The sequence below is a fragment of the Bacteroidota bacterium genome (assembly GCA_016713925.1).
Classification (GTDB): domain Bacteria; phylum Bacteroidota; class Bacteroidia; order AKYH767-A; family OLB10; genus JAJTFW01.
In genome coordinates this window covers 682,789-709,350 of the sequence record JADJOH010000007.1, presented here as the reverse complement: position 1 = coordinate 709,350, position 26,562 = coordinate 682,789, and the positions used below count along the sequence as shown (strand labels likewise).

Genomic DNA, 26,562 nt, shown 5'->3' with positions numbered 1-26,562 from the left:
ACAAATAATTCAACCGGTACTTTATCGGACAGGTCTTAACCTATACAAAACACATAACGTCAAATATGACAACAATACTACCCCAACCCATTTTATCTTCAACAACTCATACAGATATTGAGAAACAAATAAAACAAATTGCGGAAGATCTGATCCTTCGAAAAGACAGGATAAAGGATGTCGGACTACTTAGCGGTAAATGCGGTATAACCCTTCTTTTCGCCTATTTGTCGAAAGTATATTCAGACCCCGCTTACACGACAGTTACATTTGATTTACTCGAGCAATTAGGAGAATCATTGGCTAATGAAGAACTGGATCACAATATATCATCCGGCTTAACCGGAATTGCATTTGTGTTTCAGCACCTCAGAAACATGAATATTATTGATAAATCCGAAGATCTTAATTTAGGTGAAATTGACGAGTTCATTGGTCGGGGTATTGACTACGATTTCGCCACTGAAAACTGGGATCCTCTACACGGCATGACAGGTCTTGGTATTTATTTTCTTGAAAGAAATAAAGAAACCGGGGATACGATTTATCTTGAAAAAATAGTGGATCATTTGTCAAAAATGAGAAGGAATGAAGGGCCATATAAACTTTGGATGACGAAAGGGTTTGGAAGATTTAGCAACGATAATTTTAATTTCGGGATGGCACATGGGATGCCGGGGATTATCTCCTTTTTGGCACAAGTCTATGAGAGAGGAATTAAACAAGCGGAAATTAAAGAAATGCTGGAAAATTCAATTCCGTACCTATTGGAAAATGAATTTGAACCGGAAAACGCGTGTCGCTATCCGTTCAGCATTGATGTGAAAAATCCTGCTGTTCCCATCGCAAAGTTCTCCCGTCTGGGCTGGTGCTATGGAGACCTATCACTTGCTCTTATGTTGATTCATAGTGGTCGAGCCCTGAAGAATGCGGCATGGACAGATAAAGGACTTGACATTGCACTTCAGACGACGAAAAGGGATTTTGAAAATTCCGGCTGCGATGATGCACCTTTTTGTCATGGCACTACCGGTTTAATTCACCAATACCATCGTTTATTTAAAGCTACCGGTAACACAGCATTTAAACAAGCAGCGGATAAATGGTATGAAGAGACGATAAAACATTTCTATAAACCAACCTCGTCTTCATCCGGCTATTTCTTCTACACCTACGACCTGGAAACAGATCAGCAAATAGCTGTAGTCAACGATGGTCTCCTTGAAGGGAATGCAGGAATTGCATTGATATACTTATCTTACATCTACCAAATCACACCCGAGTGGGACATAATATTTTTAACCAATGTATAAAATAAAAAATTACTATAAAGAGTGGTATCAGCCTCATGCAGGATTCCTTGTTCGCAACCCGCTCTATCCGATCGAACAGTTCTTCAACTGGACAAAATTAGTGGATGAACATCCTGAAGATAATAAGGAATGGTTAAAAAAATCATTACAGGAATTCTACCGACAGCCTATTGTCAAAGAAGCACTCTACATTGCCTCACCTGATTTGCATGAACAATTGCTTTTATGGTTAGACGATAAAATTGAAAAAGCGGATAAACGAGAAAAAACGGAACTTTCGCTTGCGAAGTACATGATCAGGATGTGTACACGCTGTACTCCATATGGACTTTTTGCCTCTTGTTCCCTGGGCGAAATCAATGACAATACTTCCATTGAACTGAATAACAGATCATCCATCATTCGACATGGTCGAATAGACATGGATTATGCCGGCCAGGCTTTGTCCCATCTGTTAGAAAAGCCGGAAATAAATCAGCAACTTCGCTTTTTTCCAAACTCGTCACTATATCCCCTGGGCGACAATTACCGATATGTGGAGCATCGCTTTACGCTTGAATCCGGAAGAAGCTATCATCTGGTTCAAATTGCTAAATCCATCTATCTTGATAAAATAATCGAAGCTGCCAGAGCTGGACTTTCAGCACGGGAACTAGCTGCCATCATCACCGATAATGAAGTTTCATCCGAAGAAGCGCTTGGCTTCCTGAATGAGTTAATCAGCAACCAGGTTTTAATCAGTGATCTGGAACCCAATGTCACAGGAGAGGAGTATTTCAAAACTCTCGTGAAAAAATTAAAACAATTAGATAATACCGAAGAGTATGTTAAACACTTCGAAAATGTAAACAAAGAATTTGAACAGATAAAAACCGGAACCGGCGATAAAAATATCTACTATGGTAATATTGTCAGTCATCTTCGAAATTTAGAAATACCTGTTCATTTAAAGACATTGATTCAAATAGACAGCTATCGTCCAACGCTGCATTGTAAAATAAATAAAAGAGTATGTGATGATCTTCTCTACGAAAGCAGTCTGATTCAACTGCTGGCCAACTCATCTGAAATAAATGACATATTCAGAGATTTCAAAAATGCCTTTATGGACCGCTACGAAGGTCAATGGATACCTTTGGTTGAAGTTCTGGATACTGAATCCGGCATTGGCTATGGTAAATTTTCTACAAGTGGACTGGAAGAATCACCACTCATTGATAAATTACCAATCGGTGAGGGAAATAATTCCTATCAAACAAGTAGTGGATCAGACGTAGATAATTTCAAATGGCAGCTCTATCAGGAAGCCATTACTCAGCAAAAAACAGAATTGATAATTGACGACGCTACAATTGAAAGATTATCAAAAAGCGAATTAAAGCCGAACGGACTTCCTGATTCCGTATATCTGATGAGTCGAATTCATGCATCATCCGCAGCAGAAATTGATGCAGGAAATTATACCGTTTTTATTCATCCTCCAGCAGGTCCATCCGGGGGGCAACCTACTTGGTAGATTTTGTCATCTCCACCCTGATATCGAAGCTTTAACTAACACCATTCTTCAGCAAGAGGAAGCACATCAACCCGACGCCATCTTTGCTGAAATCGTTCATTTACCCGAATCACGCATTGGGAATATTCTAATGCGGCCAATTATGAGAAACTATGAGATACCTTACTTATGCGGCTCAACTTTAGACAAGGACTTTCAAATCCCCGTAACTGATCTCTTAGTAGGTATTGAAAACGGCAATGTAGTATTATTTTCTAAAAAACTTAAGAAACGGGTAATTCCCCGCATGACCAATGCACATAATTTTTCAATGACTACATTACCTGTCTATCAATTTCTCTGCGACTTACAATTTCAAAAAATGAAAAGTTATGGCTGGAGTTGGGGAATATTAGACAGTCGTCCCTTCCTACCCAGAGTCAGTTACGGCAAGTACATTATTTCCAAAGCGAAATGGACAATTACAAAAGAAGACATCAAAGAGTGTGAAAAGAAAAATGATAATGAAGTACTGGCCATATTTAAAAGGATAGCTCAACAGCGAAAACTACCTCGTTATTTATTACTATCACAAGGAGATAACGAATTAATGCTTGATTTACAAAACATTTATTGTATCCGATTGCTTCAGGCGGAAATAAATAAATTCCACTCCTGTCTTTTAACGGAAACCTTTGACACAATCGATCAGAGTTGGATCAAGAGTGAGGAAGGGCATTATGCCGGCGAGTTCATTTTCACATTCAATAAAAATAGTATTGCTCAGACTCCCGTCTCTAAAGATGCCTCAGAAACCCGAAAACAAATTGAAGTACAGCGCTACTTTCCGGTTGGTTCAGAATGGCTCTATGTGAAAATATATTGCGGAACGAAAACAGCGGAAAAGGTTTTATGTGAAGCGATCAAACCGCTAACGGAAACATTATTGGAAGAAGGCATCATAGACAAATTCTTCTTTATTCGTTACATGGATTCAGGAAATCATATTCGGGTAAGATTCCATCATGCTAGCCATCCTGATTTCTGGAAAACAGTAATCGATCGTTTACAGCAAATGCTTCAGCCCTTTAATGATCATCATTCCATACATAATGTTCAGATCGAAACCTATCAAAGAGAAATAGAGCGGTATGGACTTGAAACAATTGAAGACAGTGAAAACATCTTTTACCATCAATCCGTCAGCATTCTAAACTTTATATCACTGCTGGAGGGAGATGAAGGCGAACATTATCGCTGGCAAATTGCATTAAAAACCTTAGACATTATTCTTGATGACTTCGGATATGACCTTCTTCGCAAGAGAGATTTATTAAAACTTTTACATGAAAGTTTTTCCAATGAATTTAATATTTCCGGTCCACAGCAGAAAAAAATATCTGAAAGATTTACCAGTAATAAAAAACTAATCTATCAGCTGATGAACAGTGAAGGAGAAGAAGATGAAAACATGAAAATGGCCATTGACCTTTTCCGTATAGGGGATGAATCCTACAAAAAATCAATAGCAAATATACTTCATGCTCCCTCCGTCTTAAACAATCCAAATGTGCTCAATGACCTCCTTGCCAGTCATCTGCATATGTTCATCAACCGCATGTTCATCAGCAAGCAACGTAAAGTGGAACTGGTTCTGTATGATTATTTGTTAAAACATTACGAAACCAAAGTAGCCATGCAAAAGAACAAAAACAAAGCTATTCCGACTGTTTAGAAAACACTAAAGATGAAATTCCCACACACCTTTCAGTTAGGAGCAAGAGATTGCGGTCCTGCATTTCTCAAAATGATCGCAGAATATTACGGTCAGGAATATGCTATTGACTTTCTTCGGGACAGATGTCATATCACTAAGGTAGGTGTTTCACTTTTGGGTATAAGTGAAGCTGCAGAATCTATCGGACTACACAGCATCGGAGCAAAACTAGATCTTGAACAACTCAAGGAAATTGTCAGGCAGGTTCCAATCATTCTACATTGGCAGGAAAATCACTTTGTCGTTATCTACAAGGCACCCAAACCCGGCAAAACAGGGAAGTACTATATCTCCGATCCTGACAAAGGTCTCGTTACCTATAATGAAAAGGAATTCTCAGGCTATTGGATGAGCGAAGCTTCCAAAGACAAGGAATTAGATGCAACCGATTTAACTGAAAAGGAAAATAGCATTGGCTATGCATTGATACTGGAAACAACACCTACCTTTTATGATGCCCCCCTTACAGCAGGATTAAAGAAAAAACCGAACTTCTCCTACCTGTTAAATTATTTTACGCCCCATAAAAAAATATTTCTTAAACTGCTCCTGGGCTTATTGGTGAGCAATCTGATTATGCTTGTAAGCCCTTTCCTAACACAGTCATTGGTGGATAAGGGAATAAATCTGAAAGATATGGATTTTATTTACATGATCCTTATCGGACAGTTGCTCCTGTTTCTCGGCAGCAGCATCACGGATATTATCAGAGGGTCGTTACTCCTTCATATGGGAACAAGGATAAACATAGCGATGGTCTCTGATTTCCTGACAAAGATGCTGAAGCTTCCTATCTCCTTTTTTGAAACACATATCACAGGTGATTTATTACAACGAATAGATGATCACCGACGAGTTGAAAATCTATTGACGGTATCTTCCCTGAACACTGTTTTTTCGATGATCAATTTCATCGTACTAAGCATTGTACTCGCCATTTACAATCCCGTTATATTTTTTATTTTCCTAACGGGTTCTCTGCTAAGTTTTGGCTGGACATTATTATTTCTTGTAAAAAGAAAGAAAATAGATTTTAAATTTTTTGAAGTGAACTCAAAGGAGAATAACAAAGTGATCGAGATACTTTCCGGAATGCCGGATATTAAGATCAGTAACAGCATGCGGCAAAAAAGATGGGAGTGGGAGAATATCCAGTCTCAACTGTATCAATTAAAGACCAAATCGCTTGTCATAAATCAATTTCAGTTTACAGGTTCAAATATGCTGAAGCAAGGCACATCGATTCTGATTACGTTCCTTGCGGCCAAAAGTGTACTTGGCGGTGAAATAAGTCTGGGGACAATGTTTGCCATTACCATGATCGTTGGCCAGTTGAGCAGTCCATTGGAACAACTGCATGAGTTCATCATCTCCTGGCAGGATGCCAAACTCAGCATGGAACGCATTAACGATGTCATGATTCAACAAGAAGAAGATCCTGAAGGAGCTGATACAGAAACTATCATTCCGGAGAAAGCTGACATCAACTTGCATAAAGTTACATTTGGATATGGCAGTGAAAAAATCGAGCCGGTCCTTGATGAAGTATCCTGCATCATTCCCTCAGGCAAAGTCACTGCCATTGTAGGTGCCAGCGGAAGTGGTAAAACAACTTTAATGAAATTGCTGCTAAGATTTTATGATCCCTGGCACGGTGAAATACGTTTGGGTGACAAGCCCTTTACAGCTTTACATCATGCTTCCTGGAGAGAGAGATGCGGCGTTGTCATGCAAAATGGAATGATTTTCAACGGCACTATTGCAGACAACATTTCATTAGGACAAGAAAAAACGAAGAAATGATTCTACAAGCAGCCAAAATTGCCAATATCGATGAATTTATAGATACATTGGCGAAAGGCTACATGACCGAGGTGGGAAATGAAGGTGTTTCGCTGAGCACCGGTCAAACACAACGCTTGTTGCTTGCACGGGCCGTTTACAAAAATCCATCCTTCTTATTTCTTGATGAAGCAACGAGTGCCCTTGATGCAAATAATGAAAAGAAAGTTATTGAAAATCTGAATTATTTCTTTGAAGGCCGAACGGTAGTTGTTGTAGCCCACCGGTTAAGTACTGTTAAAAACGCAGATCAGATAATTGTTCTCGACAGAGGTAAAATTGCTGAAACCGGATCTCATACTGAACTGACAGGAAGCAGAGGGATCTATTATACTCTGGTTAAAAACCAACTTGAACTGGGTGATTAATTAAATCTTCTAATTATAGCTTCAACATTTCTTGCCAATTCAAATCATTTATGTAAATTGCTACATGATAAAGCAAGATTAAACCCCACTAAAAAAACTAAAATCTCAAATACAAATACCAATGAAAAACAATTTTAAAAAACTTAGATTTACCCTAATCCTGGGGTCGTTGATTACTCTTGGAAGCAATGTGCAGGCACAAACAACCGGAACAACAGGATTCTGGGACTTAAACGGGAACACCGGAATCACCGGGAACAACTTTATCGGAACGACTGATTATAAACCTATAAAATTCAAAACGAATAATTCCGTCCGGATGGTCATTAATTCCAACGGAAAAGTAGGAATCGGAAATCAATCACCGCTCTATAAACTTGACATTAAAGGAGGAAGTATTAATACCGATTCTCTTTTTCGCATTAATGGTGTTCAGGTATTAAACCGAAACGCTTCCAATCAAATTCAGATTGGCGATAATACTGCTAAAGTGGGTATCGGAACTGCAACATCTGCTGCCACTTTATCGGTTTTCAACACCGCTGATGCCACTTTGCATGTACAGGGGACAACCGGCCACGCGAAAATGATAATTGAACGCCTGAATCAGGATACGGCTGCCATGCTTGAATTTAAAAACATCGGCGGACTATTAGGAAATCATACCTGGCAAACAGGAATGAAGTCCGGATCGAATGATTATATCATCAATAATATAGGTGTAGGCACTGCATTAACTATTCTTCGCTCGAATGGTAATGTGGGCATCGGAACCGGAAATCCACAAGCTCGCCTCGATGTTAGCGGACAAATAAAATGTAGCGGCGGTATAGAAGTAAACGGCACGTTAAAGGTTTCCGGCGGTGCGGCAGGGCAGGTGCTTACTTATGAGGCTGCTACCGGTAATGCCATTTGGCAAACACCAACAGGAAGTATAAGCGGTACCGGAGCTGCGAATCGCATTAGCTTTTGGACGGGTACTACTTCCTTGAGTTCAAATGCAAATTTATTTTGGGATAACACCAACAGCCGTTTGGGAATTGGAACAGCCTCTCCTTCCACTGCCGTTGATATAAATGGACAAATTAAAATTACAGGCGGCTCGCCAGGTCTTGGAAAAGTACTGGTTTCAGATGCTGCCGGACTTGCTTCATGGCAAAATATTTCCGGAAGCGGTTTAACCGGTAGCGGATCTACAGGAAGATTTAGTTTTTGGAACAGCGCTAGCTCTATTAGCTCCACCACCAATCTTTTTTGGGACAATGTAAACAATCGCGTTGGTATTAATAATGCTTCCCCAAGCGTTCCTCTTCATGTCTCCGGTGGTACGGATGTTTCACTTGCTTCCGGTGGTTACCTCGTTTGCGGAAGTATCACCGGGAATAATGTCACCATTGACGAAAATGAAATAATGGCCCGTTCCAACAGTCTTCCTGCCACCCTTACCCTGAATAATAACGGGGGCAATTTAGTTATTGACGGAACCTTTACAGGAACCTTGGTAGGAATTGGCCTAAGCAGTCCTGCCTATCAGCTACACCTAAGTGCTAATTCAGCAGCCAAACCATTGTCTTCTTCCTGGACAGTCACCTCTGATGCCCGACTTAAAAAAGATGTAAGTGATTTTAACGATGGCTTATCTCTGGTTCAAAAAATTCACCCGGTTTGGTTTAATTATACCGGTGAGGCCGGTATGCCCACCAATGAAAAGGGCGTGGGAACACTTGCTCAGGAGCTGCAAAAGTGGGCACCCTACATGGTAAAAGAATGGACATATACTGATAAAGATGGTGGGGAAAAGAATTACCTGGCAGTAGATTATGGTGCAATGGATTTTGTTCTGGTGAATGCCATCAAGCAACAACAGGCGCAAATTGAAGAGAAAAACAAACAACTGGAAGCCCAGCAAAATGATATCAATGAACTCAAATCCAAATTCGCTGCTATGGAAACAGCATTGAGTCAATGTTGCAATACCTTTGGATCCAATAGTAATTTAACACCTGCTGATTTGAAATCCACTAGCATCCCTACAGAGCAGCCTGTCCTCGAACAAAATGTCCCGAATCCCTTTTCTGAAAAATCAATTATCCGTTACTACATCCCACAAAACACAAGAAATGCTTCAATAAGCATCTATACAATGGATGGCACTGAAATACTGAATACAAAAATCACTACGAAAGGCCTGGGACAAACTGAAATCCATGGTGGAACACTTGCTTCCGGGATATACACGTATATTTTAATCGTCGATGGAAAAGTAGCTGACTCTAAACAAATGATCTTATCAAAATAAAAGATCAGTATATGGTTTGCTAAAGCCATCACTTTTCAAATTAACAATGGTATATACGGAGGTTCTTCATCTATAGGAGAACCTCCGTCTTTTTAACAAATTGACACTTCAAACGCATGTGAATGCCTGATTCGATGCAATAAAAGAGTTCACTACATTTGTATTAGAAAATGACAAGAATTCTACTTCTGCTTTTATTACTGCAGCTGACCGCCTTTAACAGCTATGGCATTCACGTGAGTGAGATCGATAGCCTCAAGCAGCTTCTTGTTTCATCTAAACATGATACCAACAGGGTGCATTTACTCTACGCAATTAGCGATCTTTCTATGGATGAAAATGACTTACTTCGCTATGCCAAAGAAGCCTATGACTTATCCAATCGGCTAAATTTTAAAAGAGGAATTGCAAATGCTTCAAACAATATAGGTTGTGCTTACTACAATAAAGGAGATCTCCTACCGGCACTTGAATTTTATTATAAGAGTCTGGCCATACGAACTGAAACGAATGACAGTGCCGGAATTGCCCAAAGCCTGAACAATCTGGCTACAGTTTACGAGAGGCAAGGAAATCTCGAGAAGGCGATGGAATATTATCTCCAAAGTCTGAAAATCCGGGAATCCATCAAAGATCAAAACGGCATAGCAATTCTTCTCAACAACATCAGTTTATTTTACAAAAAACAAGGTGATAACAGGCAAGCTATAGTTTATGCCGAGCGGAGTTTAAAAATAAGAGAAACGAATGGTGATCAGTTCGGGATTGCCATGTCGCTCAATAATCTCGGATTTATTTTTCAGGATGAAGGCGACTTAGAAAAAGCCCTGTACTACTTTAAAAGAAGCTTGAGTATTTATACGCAAACAGGGAATATTCAAGGGCAGGCATTAGCCTTGAATAATATTGGCTGGAATTATGATCAGAGTGGAAAAATGGATTTAGCTCTTTCCTACTACCTGCGCTGTATCGACAAACTGAAAAACACAGAAGATAAAGTCACCCGTTCGGCATGCTTTAACAATATCAGCAATATCTACTATAAAAAAGGAGAACTGGAAAAAGCGAATAAATACGGGAACGAATCGTTGCAGTTGGCACTAGGTATCGGAGTTCCGGAACGCATTAAAAACGCCAGTGAGACTTTAAGCAAGATACTTTCAAAAAAGGGAAATCATAAAGAGGCACTTGAAATGCATCAGCTTTTTAAACAGATGTCAGATAGCATGAACAACGTAGAAATGCGCAAAGCCGCCTTTGCGAAACAGATGCAATACGAGTCGGAGAAAAGAGAAAAAGAAGTGGCTTTACTAAACAAGGACAAAGAACTCCAACAAAAGCAAATCGCGCTTCAAACATTTCTTCGCAATGCCGCAATTCTTTTTGGGATACTGCTTTTAATTATTGGATTCACACAATACCGCAGAGCTGTAACCAACAAAAAATACTCGAAAATCCTGGAAGAAAAAAACAAAATCATTGAACAGGAAAAGGAAAAAGCCATCAGAAGCGAGCACTATAAAACTCAATTCCTGACCAACATGAGTCATGAGATCAGAACACCGATGCATGCAATCATTGGCATGATCAATGTCCTCAACCAGCGATCTCCGCGTGATGATCAATCTCCCTATTTGAAGGTGATGCGGAAATCATCTGAAAGTCTGGTAGGAATCATTAATAACATCCTGGATATATCAAAAATTGAAGCCGGAAAAATCGCTTTTGAAAAACGAGCCTTCTCCCCTGCCGAAACCCTTAATACGGTTACCAATCTCTTACATGCGAATGCTATTGAAAAGGGAATATATCTTAAAGAAGAAAATGTAAATCTTCCTGCACTGGTAGAAGGTGACCAGGTACGACTTACACAAGTTATCATCAACCTGATTGGAAATGCCATAAAGTTTACGACAGAGGGTGGTGTTACCGTTAGTGCGGAATATATGCATCAGCATTCGAGTGATGAAAATCGTTGCATTCTTAAATTCAGCGTCATTGATACCGGACAGGGAATTGCCGCCGATAAACTCGATAAAATATTTGAAAGCTTTACTCAAGAGGACGAAGGCATTACCCGCAAATTTGGGGGAACAGGCCTCGGACTCACCATCTCAAAACAACTCGTGGAACTTCAGGGCGGCAGTATACATGTAGAAAGTGAACCGGGTAAAGGGACTATCTTTTCGTTTATCATTCCTTATGGAACAGTAGCATCGGATCTGAATGCTCACGAAACGGAACCCGAATTCAATACCGACGAACTCAAGGGTTCACGCTTCCTGATAGTCGAAGACAATTATTATAATCGTATAGTGGCAAAAGAAACACTCTCTATGCTTATAAAAAATCCGGTCATGCACGAAGCGGAAAATGGATTAGTCGCTCTGGAAAAATTAAAGGAGACCAGTTACGATTTTATTTTTATGGATATCCAGATGCCGGAAATGGATGGTTATACTGCGATGAAACATATCAGAGAAGAAATGCCGAATGTCCTGAAAAATGCCATGATTATTGGTTTATCCGCCAATGCTTCAGAAGACGAAAGAGATAAATGCATGGCATCGGGCATGCATGAATACCTGAGCAAACCGTTTAATCCCGGTGATCTCATACGGGTAATCATGAAAGTGAAGAAGAAAGCTTCAGTTTAAATAATGAAATCCAATCTGACTTGAAATTTTTAATTAGTTCCTATTCTGAAAAATCTAATTATTCCTTTTGAGTTTCAACCACGTTCAACTCCCTCCCATTTACTGACAACAGCGGTAGCAACAGCATTGCCGACAACATTGGTAGCACTTCTCCCCATGTCCAGTAACTGATCAATTCCCAACAGAAGCAATAAACCCGCTTCCGGTATATTGAACGCACTCAGCATTCCTGCAATCACTACCAACGATGCTCTTGGCACTCCCGCCATTCCCTTACTGGTGACCAGGAGCATCAACATCATTGTTATTTCTTGTTGTAAACTTAAATCGATTCCATAAGCTTGCGCAATAAATACAGTAGCAAAAGTCATATACATAATAGAACCATCGAGATTAAAGGAATAGCCAAGAGGAAGAACGAAGGAGATAATACGGTTGCTGCATCCATATTTCTCCAAAGCTTCTACCGTTTTTGGAAAAGCAGACTCAGAAGAAGCAGTAGAAAATGCAAGTAACATCGGCTCTTTCACATGACTCAATAATTTAAAGAATGGAATTTTTAAGCTGAAACAAATCAATCCCAAAATTACCACTCCGAAAAAATCAAACCGAAATAAAAACAGGCAATCAAATAAAGATACCCTCCAATTATACTCAGTCCCTGTTTCGCAACCACTGCCGCAATAGCACCGAACACACCAAAGGGCGCAAATTGCATGACGTAATTAGTTACTTTAAAAATGATATGTCCAACAGTATCTAAAGCATTCACGACACTCTTTGCCTTTTCACCCATTGATGCCGCAGCAATACCAAAAAACAAGGAGAATATAACTATGGGCAGAATTTCATTGTTGGCCATTGCTTCCACTACACTCTTCGGAATCACGTGAGTAATAAAATCTCTTAAAGAAGGGGCCTTGTTCGCAATACCGCTGCTAGCATCTACTGCAGGTAAGGGTAACTTCATAACGTGTCCCGGTTCAAATAAATTCACCAAGATTAACCCTAAAGCAAGCGCCAAAAGGGTAGCAAACTGAAAATATAAAATCGTCTTTATTCCGATTCTTCCCACACTTTTGAAATCGCCCACTTTTGCAACACCATACACCAGCGTACTAAAAACAAGTGGCGCTATAATCATCTTGATGAGCCGAAGGAAAATATCGCTCAAAATCTGAATATTCTCTGCAAATTTGTTAAATTTCTCCGGTTCGGGATTGAACTCGCGGTATAAATAGCCGGTAAGAATACCGAGCAACATACCAATAAATATGCGGGTGGTGAGGTTTATCTTCATAAGCGAATGCCCAAAAATAACCGAATTCCTCTAATTACAGGCATTTTGAATTTATACAGCCCATGGCATTTTATATCTTTGTGACCGGCTAAAATGGCCCTAGTGAGTGAAAATTATGGAGATTTCAAAGACATTTCAGGCTGAAATTGCAGAAACCAAATGGTATTCCTACTGGATGCAACAAGGCTATTTCCGCTCTGTACCTGATGAGCGTGAACCGTATACCATTGTGATTCCGCCGCCAAATGTGACCGGTGTCCTGCACATGGGTCATATGCTGAACAATACCCTTCAGGATGTGATGATTCGCCGTGCCCGTATGCTGGGCAAAAATGCCTGTTGGGTTCCAGGTACCGATCACGCCTCTATCGCCACCGAAGCAAAGGTGGTACAAATGCTTAGGGAAAAAGGCATCAAAAAATCGGACCTCAGCCGCGAAGAATTTCTTAAGTATGCCTGGGAATGGAAGGAGAAATACGGAGGAATTATTCTTGAACAATTGAAAAAACTTGGCGCTTCCTGCGACTGGGACCGCACCCGCTTTACGATGGAAGATGATTTGAGTGAGGCGGTGATAGATGTATTTATTGATCTTTTCAAAAAGGGCTATATCTACCGGGGCATGCGGATGGTTAATTGGGACCCCGCGGGCTTGACTGCAGTGAGTGATGAAGAAGTGATCCATAAAGAAGTACAGTCAAAATTGGTGTACGTCAGCTATGTTGTCGTTGACAAAGACGAACCATTTGATCCTTCAGATAAAAACGCCTTGCAGCAAAAAATGGAGGCGAAAGAAGTCATCACTATTGCCACAGTTCGTCCGGAAACTATTTTGGGTGATACCGGTGTTTGTGTGCATCCTGATGATCCGCGCTACTCACACCTGAAAGGAAAGTATGCGATCATACCCATGGTGAACCGTCGTGTACCCATTATTTATGATGAATATATTTTGATGGAATTCGGAACGGGTGCTTTGAAGGTAACTCCGGCGCATGATATCAATGACTATAACCTCGGAATAAAACATAAACTTGAGGTCATCGACACCTTGAATGCCGATGGTACCATGAGCGCAGCAGCAGGCTTTTATATCGGAGAAGATCGATTTGTTGTCCGCAAAAAAATTGTGAAGGATTTGCAGGAGATGGGCCAAGTGGTGAAAGTGGAAGACTACACCAACAAAGTTGGATATAGTGAGCGGACGGATGCTGTTATTGAACCCCGTCTCAGCCTGCAATGGTTTGTACGTATGAAAGAGTTCTCTAAGCCTGCCTTAAATGCGGTGATGGATGGAGAAGTGAAACTCATTCCTGAAAAATTCGTGAATACCTATCGTCATTGGATGGAAAATGTTCACGACTGGTGTATTTCACGACAACTCTGGTGGGGACAACGCATTCCGGCCTGGTATGACAACAAAGGAAACGTTGTCGTATGCAAGACTGCAGAGGAAGCACTTCTACTTTTACAAAAAGAGAATAATGGTGTAACGGCGTCGGATATCCGTCAGGATGAAGATGTGCTGGACACCTGGTTCAGTTCATGGTTATGGCCTATTTCTGTTTTTGATGGATTTAAGGATCCCAATAACAAAGACATCAATTACTACTACCCTACTAACGATCTGGTTTCTGCCCCTGAAATATTATTTTTCTGGATTGCCAGAATGATCATGGCAGGATATGAGTACAGAGGAAAAAAACCATTTAACAATGTTTACCTCACCGGCATTGTTCGGGACAAACAAGGCAGGAAGATGAGTAAATCGTTGGGCAACTCTCCCGACCCTCTCGATTTGATAACGAAGTACAGTGCGGATGGAGTTCGAGTAGGAATGTTATTGTCTTCACCCGCCGGAAATGATTTATTGTTTGATGAAGGTCTCTGCGAACAAGGAAGGAATTTCAGTAATAAGATATGGAATGCTTTCCGGTTAGTAAAAGGATGGGAAGCAGATGATCAATTGCCCCAGCCGGAAGTAAATAAAATTGCCATCGAATGGTTCCATTCCAGACTGAGTGAATCTCTTCTGGAGATCAATGATCATTACGAAAAACTTCGCATCTCGGATGCATTGATGAGCAGCTATAAATTGGTATGGGATGATTTCTGCGCATGGTATCTGGAATTGATCAAGCCTGCGTATCAACAACCCATGGATGCAGCAACTTTGGCTTCTACCATTACTTTCTTCGAGCGAATTTTATGTATCATGCATCCCTTCATGCCATTTATCACAGAAGAGCTTTGGCATCTCTTAAAAGAAAGAAAAGCAGGTGATGATATCATTGTTGCCCATTGGCCTAAATCAGAAAAAATCAATACCGAAGTACTTGCGGCATTCCCTCTCGCTACTGAATTGATTGCTGAAATCAGAAATTTCAGACAAAGCAAAGGCTTGAGTCCAAAGGAGGCAATTGCACTAAAAGTGAGAACAAAAGGCACTTCAAAAAGCCTTACTCTCTTCGGCGGTGCAATAATGAAGTTAGCCAACTTATCCTCGATAGAACCTATCAGTGAAAAACCGACAGACACTTTTCCGTTTGTGGTTCGTGAATTGGAATGCTTTATTCCGATTAGTGAAAACATGGATAAGGAAGGTGAGAAAAAACGTCTTACTGAAGAATTAACGTATACCAAAGGATTTCTTCAATCTGTAATGAATAAACTCAGCAATGAGCGTTTTGTCAGTAATGCTAAGCCGGAAGTAGTCGCCGCGGAAGAAAAGAAAAAATCGGATGCCGAAGCGAAAATACGTGCCATTGAAGATGCATTAACTTCACTTTGATCATGCAGCTCAGCCTGCGACAATTATTCCTTCGGCATCAGGCTCAAACGAGTCCGGCTCCTATGGCGCTTGAAGTGGTTAGCGCAGAGGGCATCTATCTCTATGGAGCCAACGGTGAGAAATGGATGGATATGATCAGCGGAATATCCGTGAGCAATGTCGGACATCGTCACCCACATGTATTGAAGGCGATCAACAATCAATTGGAGAAATACATGCATTTGATGGTGTACGGAGAATATATTCTATCGCCGCAGGTGTTACTGGCACAAAAGCTGGCCGGTTTATTTCCACCACTCGACAGTGTGTACTTTGTAAACTCAGGTACAGAAGCCATTGAAGGTGCAATAAAACTTTCGAGACGCGCTACCGGCAGATCTAAAATATTTTCTTTCAAAAATGCTTATCATGGTTCAACTACAGGTGCATTGAGCTTAATGAGTAGTGATTATTTTACATCACCCTTTCAACCGCTATTGCCTCATGTGCATCATTTGAATCCCGGTGATCTTAGTGCACTTGAATTCATCGATCATGATACTGCGGCTGTATTTGTAGAAATAATAAGAGGCGAGGCAGGAGCTGAACTTGTCGATAGTGAATTCCTTCAAGCCTTACGGTTACGCTGTACCGAAACAGGAGCCCTTTTTGTAGCGGATGAAATTCAAACCGGCTTTGGAAGAACAGGAGATTTCTTTGCTTGCCAGGGTGAAGGAATCATTCCGGATATAGTGGTGATGGCAAAAGGAATGGGTGGCGGAATGCCGATAGGTGCCTTTATGAGTACGGCTAAATTAATGTCAGCACTAAGTGATCATCCCGTCCTTGGACATATCACCACATTTGGCGGACATCCGGTTTGTTGTGCTGCTGCATTGGCCAATATTGAAGTGATAGCATCGATTGATATAAAGACAAGAGTCACTGTATTGGAAAAAATTGCAAGAGACTTATTGATTCATCCCGCAATTAAATCCATCAGCGGAAAAGGATTACTGCTGGCAATTGATTTCGGAGAAGAACACATCGCTCATCAGGTCATCAGTAAATGTGTCTCACTGGGCGTGATCACCGACTGGTTTTTATTTGCACCTCAAAAATTGAGATTATGTCCGCCGCTTATCATTACTGACGAAGAAATGGAAACTGCTTGTAAACTCATTCTGAATGCTATAGAAAAGGTTTATACCACTGAAAACGAATAACAAAAGGCGTCCCTCCTCAAATCTTCATACGGGGGACGTATTTTTGAACCTTCGTTGCATAATTTAACAATTAACAATAACTTCACCCTCAATACTGTAAATAATGAATGTACTCATAGTAGAAGATGAACGATCGCTCTCTCATGAAATGGAGATTTATCTGTCAAGGCAAAACTTCAATTGCGATGTAGCGTTCAACGGAAAGAGTGCTTCCGATAAAATTCATGCGAACAGCTACGATTTCATCCTTCTTGATCTGGGTTTACCGGATATGGATGGGATGGAATTACTCAAAGAGTCGAAAAAAGCAGGTATTGAAAGTGCTTTCATTGTGCTTACTGCACGCGGAGAAGTGGAAGATAAAATTGCCGGACTGGATCTTGGGGCTGATGATTACATTTCCAAGCCCTTTTCGCTGGCGGAGTTACACAGCAGGATGCAGGCTATTCTTCGTAGAAAGCATGGACTCAAATCAAATGTTATTCATATACACGATTTCGAAATCGACATTCAGAACAGGACGGTGCATTGCGCGGGACAAAGTATAAACCTCACCAAGAAAGAATTTGACTTGCTTGCATTACCTGGCCTTGCATAAAAACAGGGTATTAACAAGAATACAGTTAACGGAACATATTTGGGGAGATGTGCTCGAAGATGACTATGAATCAAATTACATAGATGTCCATGTAAAAAATCTGCGCAAAAAACTTTCCGCGCATGCCAGCACCGATTGGTTTGAAACGGTGCGTGGCGTGGGTTATCGGGTAAACGCCTAATCATACGCCTGTGCGCAACATCTTCAGAAACGGATCCATGACCATTCAGGTAAAATTCGCAGTTTACAATGCCGTTTCCAAAGCTTTAATTATTCTTGCCTTTATTGCATTACTTCCCCTGCTTGTTGAACGGATTGTGTATGACCATATCGACAAGCGACTAACCGCCCGCAGCGAACGTGTGCTCCTCACCGTAAAAAAAGGAAGTATTGCAGATATTGTACGCGAACAGGATTGCAGTTTTGAAAGTTACAATATTTTGAAGGAAGAATTTGTCGCGATTTATCCGATAATCGATCCACAGTTAATGGAACAAGGCACTCAGATAAAAAATGAGACCTGGTCCATCGAAGGCGAACAATTGCAGCACCGTATTATCAAAAGACCTTTTTTATATGACAACCAAATGTACGAGCTCAATATTGGTGAAGGTATTGGCACCATCAATGAGCTACGATCCATCATTCAAAAATTCTTATTGTTTATGATGCTGGCAGTCATTCTGGTTTCCCTTTTTATAGACTTAGGCTTCGTACGATTGCTATTGAAACCACTGAATAAAATTATCAGCACAAAACTTTTACCTGTCCCCTCTCCTACTTCCTTTGACTTTCGACCGATCTCCAGTACTACCTCTGAATTCAACAAACTGGATTCCCGTATCAACGAAATGATGCATAAGCTGAAAGACACCTTTCAAATAGAAAAGGAATTCATCAGTAATGTATCGCATGAATTACAAACGCCCATCAGCATCATTCAAAACCGGGTGGAAAACATTATGATTGAAGGAAATGTTTCAGATGAGGTGATGATAAAGCTGACCGATTCACAACGCACATTGAACAGAATGAGTCGGATTATCAAAGCGCTTTTATTGATTTCCAAAATTGAAAATGATCAATACTTAAAGCAAGAGCATATTCAGATGAACGCGCTGCTCGATGAAGTGCTTGAAGAAATAGAAGAACGCCTCAACGAAAGGGAAATTAAACTCTATAAACATTTCTACGAAGACCTTTCCTATGGTCCATGCAATAAGACACTCCTCTTTACCATGTTCATGAATCTGGTCAATAATGCCATCAAGTACAACAGACCCGGTGGTAGTTTAATGATAACGACCAGAAAAGCAGAAGGTAAATTTCAGGTTGAAATTAAAGATACCGGCATCGGTATGGAGAAAGTGGAGCTCCCCAGTATTTTCGATCGATTTAAACGCCTCAACAAAAGCAAAGCTGATGGTTATGGTCTCGGACTACCCATCGTCAAGACGATTGCAAGTTTTCATCAGATAGAAGTAAAAGTAGATTCCGAACCTGAAATAGGAACGGTGTTTACCTTCCAATTTAGTTCCAAAATCCCTTTTCATCTTTCAAATATTTGTTCAGTAGCGTTTTCGATCAAACCCCTCGCGCTCTCGTTTTCCCACCTTTTTTCCCCCTTACAATTTCGCTCTCCTGCTGAATTGTGAAAATTTATTTATACATTTATCAAATGAAAAATTTATTTGTAAACCTTTGCTTACTTTCTATATTTTCTGGGCCCTGGCAACCCGTTTGGACCAACCGGCTGTGGTGGCTTGTGACGCCGGAATGTGTATACGCGGCACCTATTCCAATAATTTTTGACGCGGATCCGGTCCCGGGGTATCTGTTTTGTGGGCCCCCACTGCGAATGCTTATTTATCAAGTATAACTCGAAGGGAATTTGATTTGGGCAAATCTTATGGTGGTGATTCTATTGCCTTCGTTTTTTCATGCACTATCGATAACAACAATAATATTTACATATTAGGCTATTACAAGGGCACAACAGATTTTGACCCGGGCATTGGCTCCTACCCTCTCACCAGCGATTCCACGCATTGTATTTGCAAAAGTTAGATTCAGCAGGAAATTTTCTTTGGGCAAAAGATTGGAAAGTCCCACTTTTTCTCGCTACTGCAAAGTAATCACCGACAACATCGGTCAGGTCTATATTACCTGATTTCATTGGAACAGTAGATAGTGACCCGGGCGCGGGGTATACCATCTCCCACCTCCCATTTTACCTGGTTGAGAACAATGATGGTGAAACTTGATTCTGCCGGCAATCATATTTCAACAAGAGCCATGCTCGCACCGTTTTGACGGATATAACATTTGACCGGTGAATCTGATCACTACAGGATGGTTCTTCGGCAATGTAGATTTTGATACAGATACGGCAGTATAATTTTGCGGCAAATTCTAATCCTCTGGGGGAAGTAATAGTTTTTTATTGCAAACTCATCCCAATGGGATCTGTGTGGGCCAATCAAATTCAAGGTAAACCCTTTTGTTTTGAATATTGGTACCTGGAAATGGATCAACAATGGGAGACGATGATTTTGACCCCGGACCAAACACTCTAATGCTGTAGTCCGGGTGGTTTAATGCTTTTGGAGCTGACAATTTGGAGCTTCAATGGGTTAAACATTTCGGCTCCGTCAAAGTAACTTTGGGTTACGCATTCGAAGCTTGATGGACAATTAAAATAACCTCTTAATTACAGGCCAATTCAATGGCAACAGATTTCGATCCCGGCCTTGGAGCATGCCGTTAGTGCTGAATTCAGATATCTCATTCTGAGTCTGGATAATTCTGGAAATTTCAGATGGGTAAAACGATGGGAGGTAATGATGACCATGGAAAAGCAACAGATTTGGCATTTGATCACCTGGGAAGTATTTTAAATGTTGGAAATTACAATGAAGATGTATTGTTTGATTCAACAACGAATACGGAAAATAAAGGTTGACCGGTTAGAATCTCTACATCATCCACTTTTCCGGGACGCAAACCCACCGCATGCACAGGATGCTGATGCTGCCTCAACCGACGAATCGCCATATTGGCATAACGCTGAGGATTTTCAGATGCTCCGAGAACAAGTGTAAAATTTTTCATGATAGCTCCAGATAATCCAGGTCCTTAGAAAACGTTTCATGGATGCTTAATGTTGCGACAATGGCTAAACCAATGCAAATTATTCCAACTACTACAGCACTGTTTACCGACCCCATACTGATTTCAAGTGTTTTAAATCCAAGTGTAATCGGAACGACTGCACCTCTTACAAAGTTGGGAACAGTTGTAGTTACCGTAGCTCTGATATTGGTACCAAACTGCTCCGAAGCAATCGTGACAAACAATGCCCAATATCCGGTAGCACATCCCAACAGAAAGCACATTAAATAAAAAGTGGAGGCCGTCATATTTTTTGTGTATAGAAAGATGGCAACCAATGCAATTGTACCCAACAAATAAGCCATCACTATTTTCTTCCTGCTCTTGAACAATTGACTCAACAGTCCACTAAGTAAATCACCAACAGAGAGTCCGATGTATGCATACATGATGGCAAATCCAACTTTTACTTCTCCTACTACACCGATCAGGCCGGCAAATTTTTCAGAAAATTTTATCAGTATTCCAATGCAATACCATACCGGCAGTCCGATGAGGATACAAGCTAAATAAGTTCGAAATCGCTTTCCGTTGGTAAAGAGCATGAAAAAATTTCCCTTGCTTACATTCTTCTTTGCTTTCAACTGATCAAACATACCCGATTCATAGGTCCCCACTCGGAGAAACAGTAATAGTAAGCCGAGGCAGCCACCGATGAGATAGGCAATTTGCCAGGGTTGCAATCCAAAAAAATGAAATGGATTATTACTGATCAATGCTGCTGCAACGGCACCCAAAGCACCCATGGTGACAATAAGCATTGTTCCATATCCTCTATGCTCACGGTGCATAATCTCCGAAACCAAAGTAATTGCAGCACCAAGCTCCCTGGCCAATCCCACTCCTGCAATAAAACGGATGGCACTGTATTGCGTCAGATCGGTCACAAATGCATTAGCGACATTGGCCAATGAATACAATAAGATGGAACCGAACAAAACCGACTTGCGCCCCTTTTGATCTCCCAAAATACCCCAAAGTAAACCACCCACCAGCATGCCGCTCATCTGCCATAAAAACAAAAGGTAATCGTATCGGTCAACCACTGCAGGATCGGTTATGCCAATTCCCCGGATACTGGATTTGCTAACGACGTTGAACAATTGCAGATCATAGATATCTACAAAGTACCCCAATGCGGCAACGATGACGACGAGGTTAAATGGATTTTTAGTGCCTTGCTTTGACATGGGTCCCGAAATTAATGTATACGGAGGACATAAGATGAGAATGGGGCCATCTCCAGCACTAAACCCGACAAACGATCCCCCTCTTTATAAAGCGCTGAAGTTTGTTTTTCCACTGTAAAATCTCCGTGCAGAATATCTGTAAATGTAATGACTCCTTTCGAAACCATTCCCGTTTCCCGGATGGCTTCCGGTGGAATTCTAATATGAGCCTTAAAAGTGGTAGTCTTACTAAAGTTAACAGCGATGAGTAATTTCTCGGAAGCACAATGCCGGATAAATGAAAACAAATAACGTTCATCGTACCCTTCACTCTGATGATGGCGATTTACATATTGTAAATCATAATATCCCCCGGTAGAGATGGCTTTACTTTGAGTGATAAGATTTAGGATATTCTTATAATTCGATCTCAACTCCTTTTGTTCATCAGAAAGCAATCCGCCGTCACACTTTCCCTTATTGTACCATTTCTGATGTTCGGGAGCTCCGCAATAATCGAAAATGGAAGTTCTCCCACGATCACCGGCAAAGCCCATATTTCCGGCAGCCGGTTCTCCCACTTCCTGACCAAAATAAATCATTACCGGACCTTTCGAAATCGTGGCGCAAACGACCATTGCCGGTAAAGCAAATTTCCCGTCTCCCATAAAATGAGAGGAAGCAATTCGCTCTTCATCATGATTCTCCAGAAACGATAACATGCGCTCTGAAAATTCTTCAACACTTCTGGCTGCACGTGTTAAATCATCTGCAGGACATTGGCCACGTAAGATGGCTACTAACGTATCGTATAGCTGCACTTTATCATAGAGATAATCAAAAAAACCATATTCAAGATAACGTTGATACAGTTCGGGTTTATAGATCTCTGCAATAAAGATGACATCAGGATAATGTGTTTTAACACAAGGAATAATCCACTCCCAAAATTCTGCAGGAACCATCTCCGCCATATCACATCTAAAGCCATCCACTCCCTTTTCACACCAGTACAATAAAATATCCAACAACTGCAACCAGGTTTGTGGAATCGGATCAAAATAGCAGGTATGCGGGGGATGAGGATCCACACCGAAGTTCAATTTAATGGTTTCAAACCAGTCATTCAATGATGGACTGGTGCTATAGACATCATTACCGGTAACCCTTGCCGGCACTTCTGAATATTTTTTACTTAAACCTGAAATTTTCTTTCCCCCCAGCGGATGGTAATCGGCCGGGATTTGAAACGCTCCATCATGGAGATACATAAAGTTATTATCTCTTCGGAAAAGAAAGGAAGTATCGTCATTGGCACCAAAATCGGGTTGGCGCCCCGGATTCTTATCCGAATGATAAGTTCTTGAAACATGATTCGGTACAAAGTCGATGATGGCCTTCAAACCGGCCTTGTGGGTACGTTGTAGCATTTGTTCAAACTCAGCGATTCTGTTGTCAACATCCACTGCGAGATCCGGATCTACATCGTAATAATCACGAATGGCATATGGAGATCCTGCTCTGCCTTTAACTACGTAGGGGTTGTCAGATGGCATGCCATGCTGATCATAATCACTCAGAGTAGCATGCTCCAATACACCTGTAAACCAAATGTGGGAGATGCCCAGATCACCAACGGCATCAAGCACAGTGGCTGTTATATCATTGAATTTACCGCTGCCGTTTTCAGCAATTGTTCCGAAGGCCTTATTGCGTACTTTGGTATTAGAAAAAACCCTCAGCATTAACTGATACATCGTAAATTTATGTTGCCGCGGGGCAAAATAGGATTTCTTCATAGGTCTATAGGATTACCCTATAGGGCATGAAAATAAAAGAATCAACTCTTATATTTTTCAGTTGAATGATCTGTTTTGCACAGATGATTGTTAGGCCCACTATTTACAAATGCGCACTCACTTAAAAGTATATTTTTCGAAAAAAAAGTCGCATTTACCGGACATAAAGATCAAGTTTTACTTGGGAAGCCGACTAAATTGATTCAAGCACATTTTTTTCCATAGAAAATTCCATAAATTGATCTTGGAATTGATAGAAATTCAGGATTCAATATTTCTGAAACACTTTGGTTGGATACTACGATTCGCTTCTCACTCCGCGCAAGATGAGACGAGTGGTCAATCGGATATCTTCAGCATTGACATCCTCCGTGGTAGAATTACCATTTAATTTTGAGTTTCCATTCAACGCATGTTGGGATGATGCAGGACTTTTGAACGCTGTAGATACTTTCAGGAGTACTTCCGCTAATCGCTCGGGATCCATGCGGTGTATTTCGCCCGGTCTCATTCCATCCTTAATTGTTGAACTCAACAATGACTTTTCGCCCAATTGAATGCTATGCAACACCACATTTAACAGCGGATCATTTTCATTGGAGGCATGAACAGGTACGAAATGCATCTCAGATAATCTATGATAGAACTTTCTTCTTTCCAGTAAGAAGAAAACCACCTTTTCTTCCAATTGGTGAATAGTTTTCAATTTGGTTTTAACTTCCTCCAGGAATTGGGCAGCCTCTGCATAAATGACATCACTGAACAAATCCTCCTTGCTATTATAGTAGTAGTATAAAGAGGCTTTATTCAAATTCACCTTACCACCAATTTCATCCAGGGTAGTTTTGTCATAACCCATTTGAGAAAAACAGTCCATGGCTGCATTTAATATCAATTTCTTCTTTTCCAGTCTCTTAACCATCATGTCCTTGCTTTTTCTTACCTACAAATGTAGAGTCTGCGCTAACAGGGCATAATAGAATGCAGTGAACTGGCATATACTATTGCTGAACGGGCAAAAAGTGCTTTTGAATCGGATTTTGACCAACCGAAAAGGCAGAAAATTTATCATTCGCCTAAATTTTTAATCCATTAACCAAGAATTAAAGGCCATTCACCCACTTTAAAACAGACCTTTGCTTCTTCCTTTAGTCCCTCCAAGTCCTAAAATGCCCAATAATCCACGAGTCACTTCGCGTGCTAATGTGCGGGCTACCTGCCTCCCAACAGTACTATCAAGGGCCTCACCTATGACAGACCCCTCTTCCTTATCAGTCTTTTTTGTCGGTTTTTTACCCGGCTCCTCCTTCTTAACTTCCACTTCTGCATCAACCAGTTTTTGCTGTAAAATCTCATAAGCACTTTCTCTATCGACTGCCTGGTTGTATTTCTTCACCAATGCTGACCCGGAAAGTAATTCTTCCTGCTCTGAACTTGAAAGGACATCCATTCGCGATTGGGGCGCACATAAACATGCATGCACCAATGGACTCGGCGTACCTTTCTCGCTCAGAGCAGTAACGAACGCTTCACCAATTCCCAATTCAGTAATCAGACTATCTACTTTATAAAAATCAGTTTCCGGATAATTTTCAGAAACCATCTTAATGGCCTTACGATCATTGGCTGTGAATGCACGCAAGGCATGTTGCACTTTCAATCCCAATTGTCCTAAAATGGCAGCCGGAATATCAATAGGCGTTTGCGTACAAAAGATAAGCCCTACCCCTTTGGAGCGAATCAATTTAATAATGGACTCCAGCTGATCCAGCAGAGCGCTACTGGCTTCTTTAAAGATCAGATGTGCTTCATCAATAAAGAGAACGAGTTTCGGTTGTTCGACATCGCCTTCTTCCGGAAATTCCCTGTAGATCTCTGCAAGCAAACAAAGCATAAATGTAGAAAACAACTTTGGCTTATCCTGAATGTCGGTGAGTCTAACGATATGTATATACCCTTTACCACCCTCATCTAATCGAAGTAAATCATTTACATCAAAGGAAAGCTCTCCAAAAAATAATTCGGCACCCTGCTCTTCGATTTCAATAATTTTTCTGAGGATGGTGGAAGCAGAAGCCGTAGAGATGGCCCCATACTCCTTCTTTACCTCATCTTTTCCTTCGTTGGTACAATACTGCAATACTTTTTTAAAATCCTTGAGGTCAAGTAAAGGCAATTCACGATCATCGGCATATTTAAAAACCAACGACACTACTCCGGATTGCGTATCATTCAGACTTAGAATTTTTGAAAACAAGACCGGACCAAACTCAGAAACAGTAGCTCTTAAACGTACGCCTTTCTCCCCCGACAAACTCATGAGCTCACAGGGAAAAGCGGCAGGTTTCCATTCAATACCCAATTTCGAGTGACGCTCTTTAATCCTATCGTTCTCTGTACCTGCTTTAGCAATTCCACTCAAATCACCCTTGATGTCCATCATCATTACAGCTACACCATGGGCTGAGAGTCCTTCCGCAAGTCCTTGTAGTGTCTTTGTCTTACCGGTACCGGTGGCTCCCGCGATAAGTCCATGGCGATTCAAAGTAGAAAGCGGGATTTTTACAGGCGCTTCCTTTTGAACATGTCCATCAAACATAGCCGCACCAATGGTAAGAGAAGCCCCTTTAAAGGTGTAGCCTTGTTGCATGGCAGAGAGGAAAGATTCGATCGTTGACATGGAATGAGTTTAAGTATACAAAAATAGTTTTCGAAAGATACTAAAATGTAAAACAGTAAAAAGAAATCCACCTTTCGAAGCTATAGTCTTAGCACTTC

13 protein-coding genes and 3 pseudogenes are annotated in these 26,562 nt (G+C 40.9%); 10 read left to right on the top strand and 6 right to left on the bottom strand.

Annotated features, from left to right (window positions below; all coding sequences use genetic code 11):
* Positions 1-65: 65 nt before the first annotated feature.
* The 6 genes and pseudogenes from IPJ86_11080 (at position 66) to IPJ86_11055 (ending at position 11,751) form a co-directional block, all read left to right on the top strand.
* The gene (locus IPJ86_11080; protein ID MBK7887804.1) at positions 66-1,313 is read left to right on the top strand and encodes a lanthionine synthetase C family protein; all 1,248 of its coding nucleotides are present in this window, start codon (positions 66-68) and stop codon (positions 1,311-1,313) included.
* Positions 1,306-2,829 (top strand): lantibiotic dehydratase family protein, encoded by a 1,524-nt coding sequence (locus tag IPJ86_11075; GenBank protein ID MBK7887803.1) that lies wholly within the window; start codon positions 1,306-1,308, stop codon positions 2,827-2,829. The genes IPJ86_11080 and IPJ86_11075 overlap by 8 nt, the downstream gene beginning before the upstream one ends.
* Positions 2,738-4,543: a thiopeptide-type bacteriocin biosynthesis protein gene (locus tag IPJ86_11070; protein ID MBK7887802.1), complete on the top strand. Its 1,806-nt coding sequence runs from the start codon at positions 2,738-2,740 to the stop codon at positions 4,541-4,543. Before IPJ86_11075 ends, IPJ86_11070 begins: the two co-directional genes overlap by 92 nt.
* Positions 4,544-4,555: 12 nt before the next feature.
* A pseudogene (locus IPJ86_11065) lies at positions 4,556-6,795 on the top strand (peptidase domain-containing ABC transporter).
* A 121-nt stretch (positions 6,796-6,916) separates the two neighbouring features.
* On the top strand, positions 6,917-9,094 hold the full coding sequence (locus tag IPJ86_11060) for a tail fiber domain-containing protein (GenBank protein MBK7887801.1): 2,178 nt from the start codon (positions 6,917-6,919) through the stop codon (positions 9,092-9,094).
* A gap of 170 nt (positions 9,095-9,264) precedes the next feature.
* Positions 9,265-11,751 carry a tetratricopeptide repeat protein gene (locus IPJ86_11055; protein ID MBK7887800.1) on the top strand — a complete coding sequence of 829 codons (2,487 nt, stop codon included), beginning with the start codon at positions 9,265-9,267 and terminating at the stop codon, positions 11,749-11,751.
* A 74-nt stretch (positions 11,752-11,825) separates the two neighbouring features.
* On the opposite strand, the pseudogene IPJ86_11050 reads toward IPJ86_11055, so the two are convergent.
* Positions 11,826-13,051: pseudogene (locus tag IPJ86_11050) on the bottom strand (dicarboxylate/amino acid:cation symporter).
* 115 nt (positions 13,052-13,166) lie between these two features.
* Here IPJ86_11050 and IPJ86_11045 point away from each other — a divergent pair.
* The 4 genes and pseudogenes from IPJ86_11045 (at position 13,167) to IPJ86_11030 (ending at position 19,300) form a co-directional block, all read left to right on the top strand.
* A complete protein-coding gene (locus IPJ86_11045) occupies positions 13,167-15,842 on the top strand; it encodes a valine--tRNA ligase (GenBank protein ID MBK7887799.1) in 2,676 nt (891 codons plus the stop codon).
* A 2-nt stretch (positions 15,843-15,844) separates the two neighbouring features.
* Positions 15,845-17,047, top strand: a complete 1,203-nt coding sequence (locus IPJ86_11040; GenBank protein MBK7887798.1) for an aspartate aminotransferase family protein — start codon at positions 15,845-15,847, stop codon at positions 17,045-17,047.
* Between the two features lie 103 nt (positions 17,048-17,150).
* Positions 17,151-17,826, top strand: a pseudogene (locus IPJ86_11035) (response regulator transcription factor).
* 10 nt (positions 17,827-17,836) lie between these two features.
* A complete protein-coding gene (locus IPJ86_11030; GenBank protein MBK7887797.1) occupies positions 17,837-19,300 on the top strand; it encodes a HAMP domain-containing histidine kinase in 1,464 nt (487 codons plus the stop codon).
* 1,252 nt (positions 19,301-20,552) lie between these two features.
* On the opposite strand, the gene IPJ86_11025 is transcribed toward IPJ86_11030, so the two are convergent.
* The 5 genes from IPJ86_11025 to IPJ86_11005 all read right to left on the bottom strand — a co-directional run bounded on the left by IPJ86_11025 (position 20,553) and on the right by IPJ86_11005 (position 26,464).
* Positions 20,553-20,756 (bottom strand): CoA-binding protein, encoded by a 204-nt coding sequence (locus IPJ86_11025; GenBank protein MBK7887796.1) that lies wholly within the window; start codon positions 20,754-20,756, stop codon positions 20,553-20,555.
* Positions 20,753-22,006: an MFS transporter gene (locus tag IPJ86_11020; GenBank protein ID MBK7887795.1), complete on the bottom strand. Its 1,254-nt coding sequence runs from the start codon at positions 22,004-22,006 to the stop codon at positions 20,753-20,755. The genes IPJ86_11025 and IPJ86_11020 overlap by 4 nt, the downstream gene beginning before the upstream one ends.
* An 11-nt stretch (positions 22,007-22,017) precedes the next feature.
* Entirely contained in the window at positions 22,018-23,784 is a 1,767-nt protein-coding gene (locus tag IPJ86_11015; GenBank protein MBK7887794.1) for an alpha-amylase family protein, read from the bottom strand.
* Between the two features lie 298 nt (positions 23,785-24,082).
* On the bottom strand, positions 24,083-24,709 hold the full coding sequence (locus IPJ86_11010; GenBank protein ID MBK7887793.1) for a TetR/AcrR family transcriptional regulator: 627 nt from the start codon (positions 24,707-24,709) through the stop codon (positions 24,083-24,085).
* A gap of 198 nt (positions 24,710-24,907) precedes the next feature.
* On the bottom strand, positions 24,908-26,464 hold the full coding sequence (locus IPJ86_11005; protein ID MBK7887792.1) for a DUF853 family protein: 1,557 nt from the start codon (positions 26,462-26,464) through the stop codon (positions 24,908-24,910).
* Positions 26,465-26,562: the final 98 nt, after the last annotated feature.

Bases quoted from the DNA above. Each gene is read 5' to 3' on its own strand.
- IPJ86_11080 (MBK7887804.1), top strand. From the start codon at position 66: ATGACAACAATACTACCCCAACCCATTTTATCTTCAACAACTCATACA.
- IPJ86_11075 (MBK7887803.1), top strand. From the start codon at position 1,306: ATGTATAAAATAAAAAATTACTATAAAGAGTGGTATCAGCCTCATGCA.
- IPJ86_11070 (MBK7887802.1), top strand. From the start codon at position 2,738: ATGCATCATCCGCAGCAGAAATTGATGCAGGAAATTATACCGTTTTTA.
- IPJ86_11060 (MBK7887801.1), top strand. From the start codon at position 6,917: ATGAAAAACAATTTTAAAAAACTTAGATTTACCCTAATCCTGGGGTCG.
- IPJ86_11055 (MBK7887800.1), top strand. From the start codon at position 9,265: ATGACAAGAATTCTACTTCTGCTTTTATTACTGCAGCTGACCGCCTTT.
- IPJ86_11045 (MBK7887799.1), top strand. From the start codon at position 13,167: ATGGAGATTTCAAAGACATTTCAGGCTGAAATTGCAGAAACCAAATGG.
- IPJ86_11040 (MBK7887798.1), top strand. From the start codon at position 15,845: ATGCAGCTCAGCCTGCGACAATTATTCCTTCGGCATCAGGCTCAAACG.
- IPJ86_11025 (MBK7887796.1), bottom strand. From the start codon at position 20,756: ATGAAAAATTTTACACTTGTTCTCGGAGCATCTGAAAATCCTCAGCGT.
- IPJ86_11020 (MBK7887795.1), bottom strand. From the start codon at position 22,006: ATGTCAAAGCAAGGCACTAAAAATCCATTTAACCTCGTCGTCATCGTT.
- IPJ86_11015 (MBK7887794.1), bottom strand. From the start codon at position 23,784: ATGAAGAAATCCTATTTTGCCCCGCGGCAACATAAATTTACGATGTAT.
- IPJ86_11010 (MBK7887793.1), bottom strand. From the start codon at position 24,709: ATGATGGTTAAGAGACTGGAAAAGAAGAAATTGATATTAAATGCAGCC.
- IPJ86_11005 (MBK7887792.1), bottom strand. From the start codon at position 26,464: ATGTCAACGATCGAATCTTTCCTCTCTGCCATGCAACAAGGCTACACC.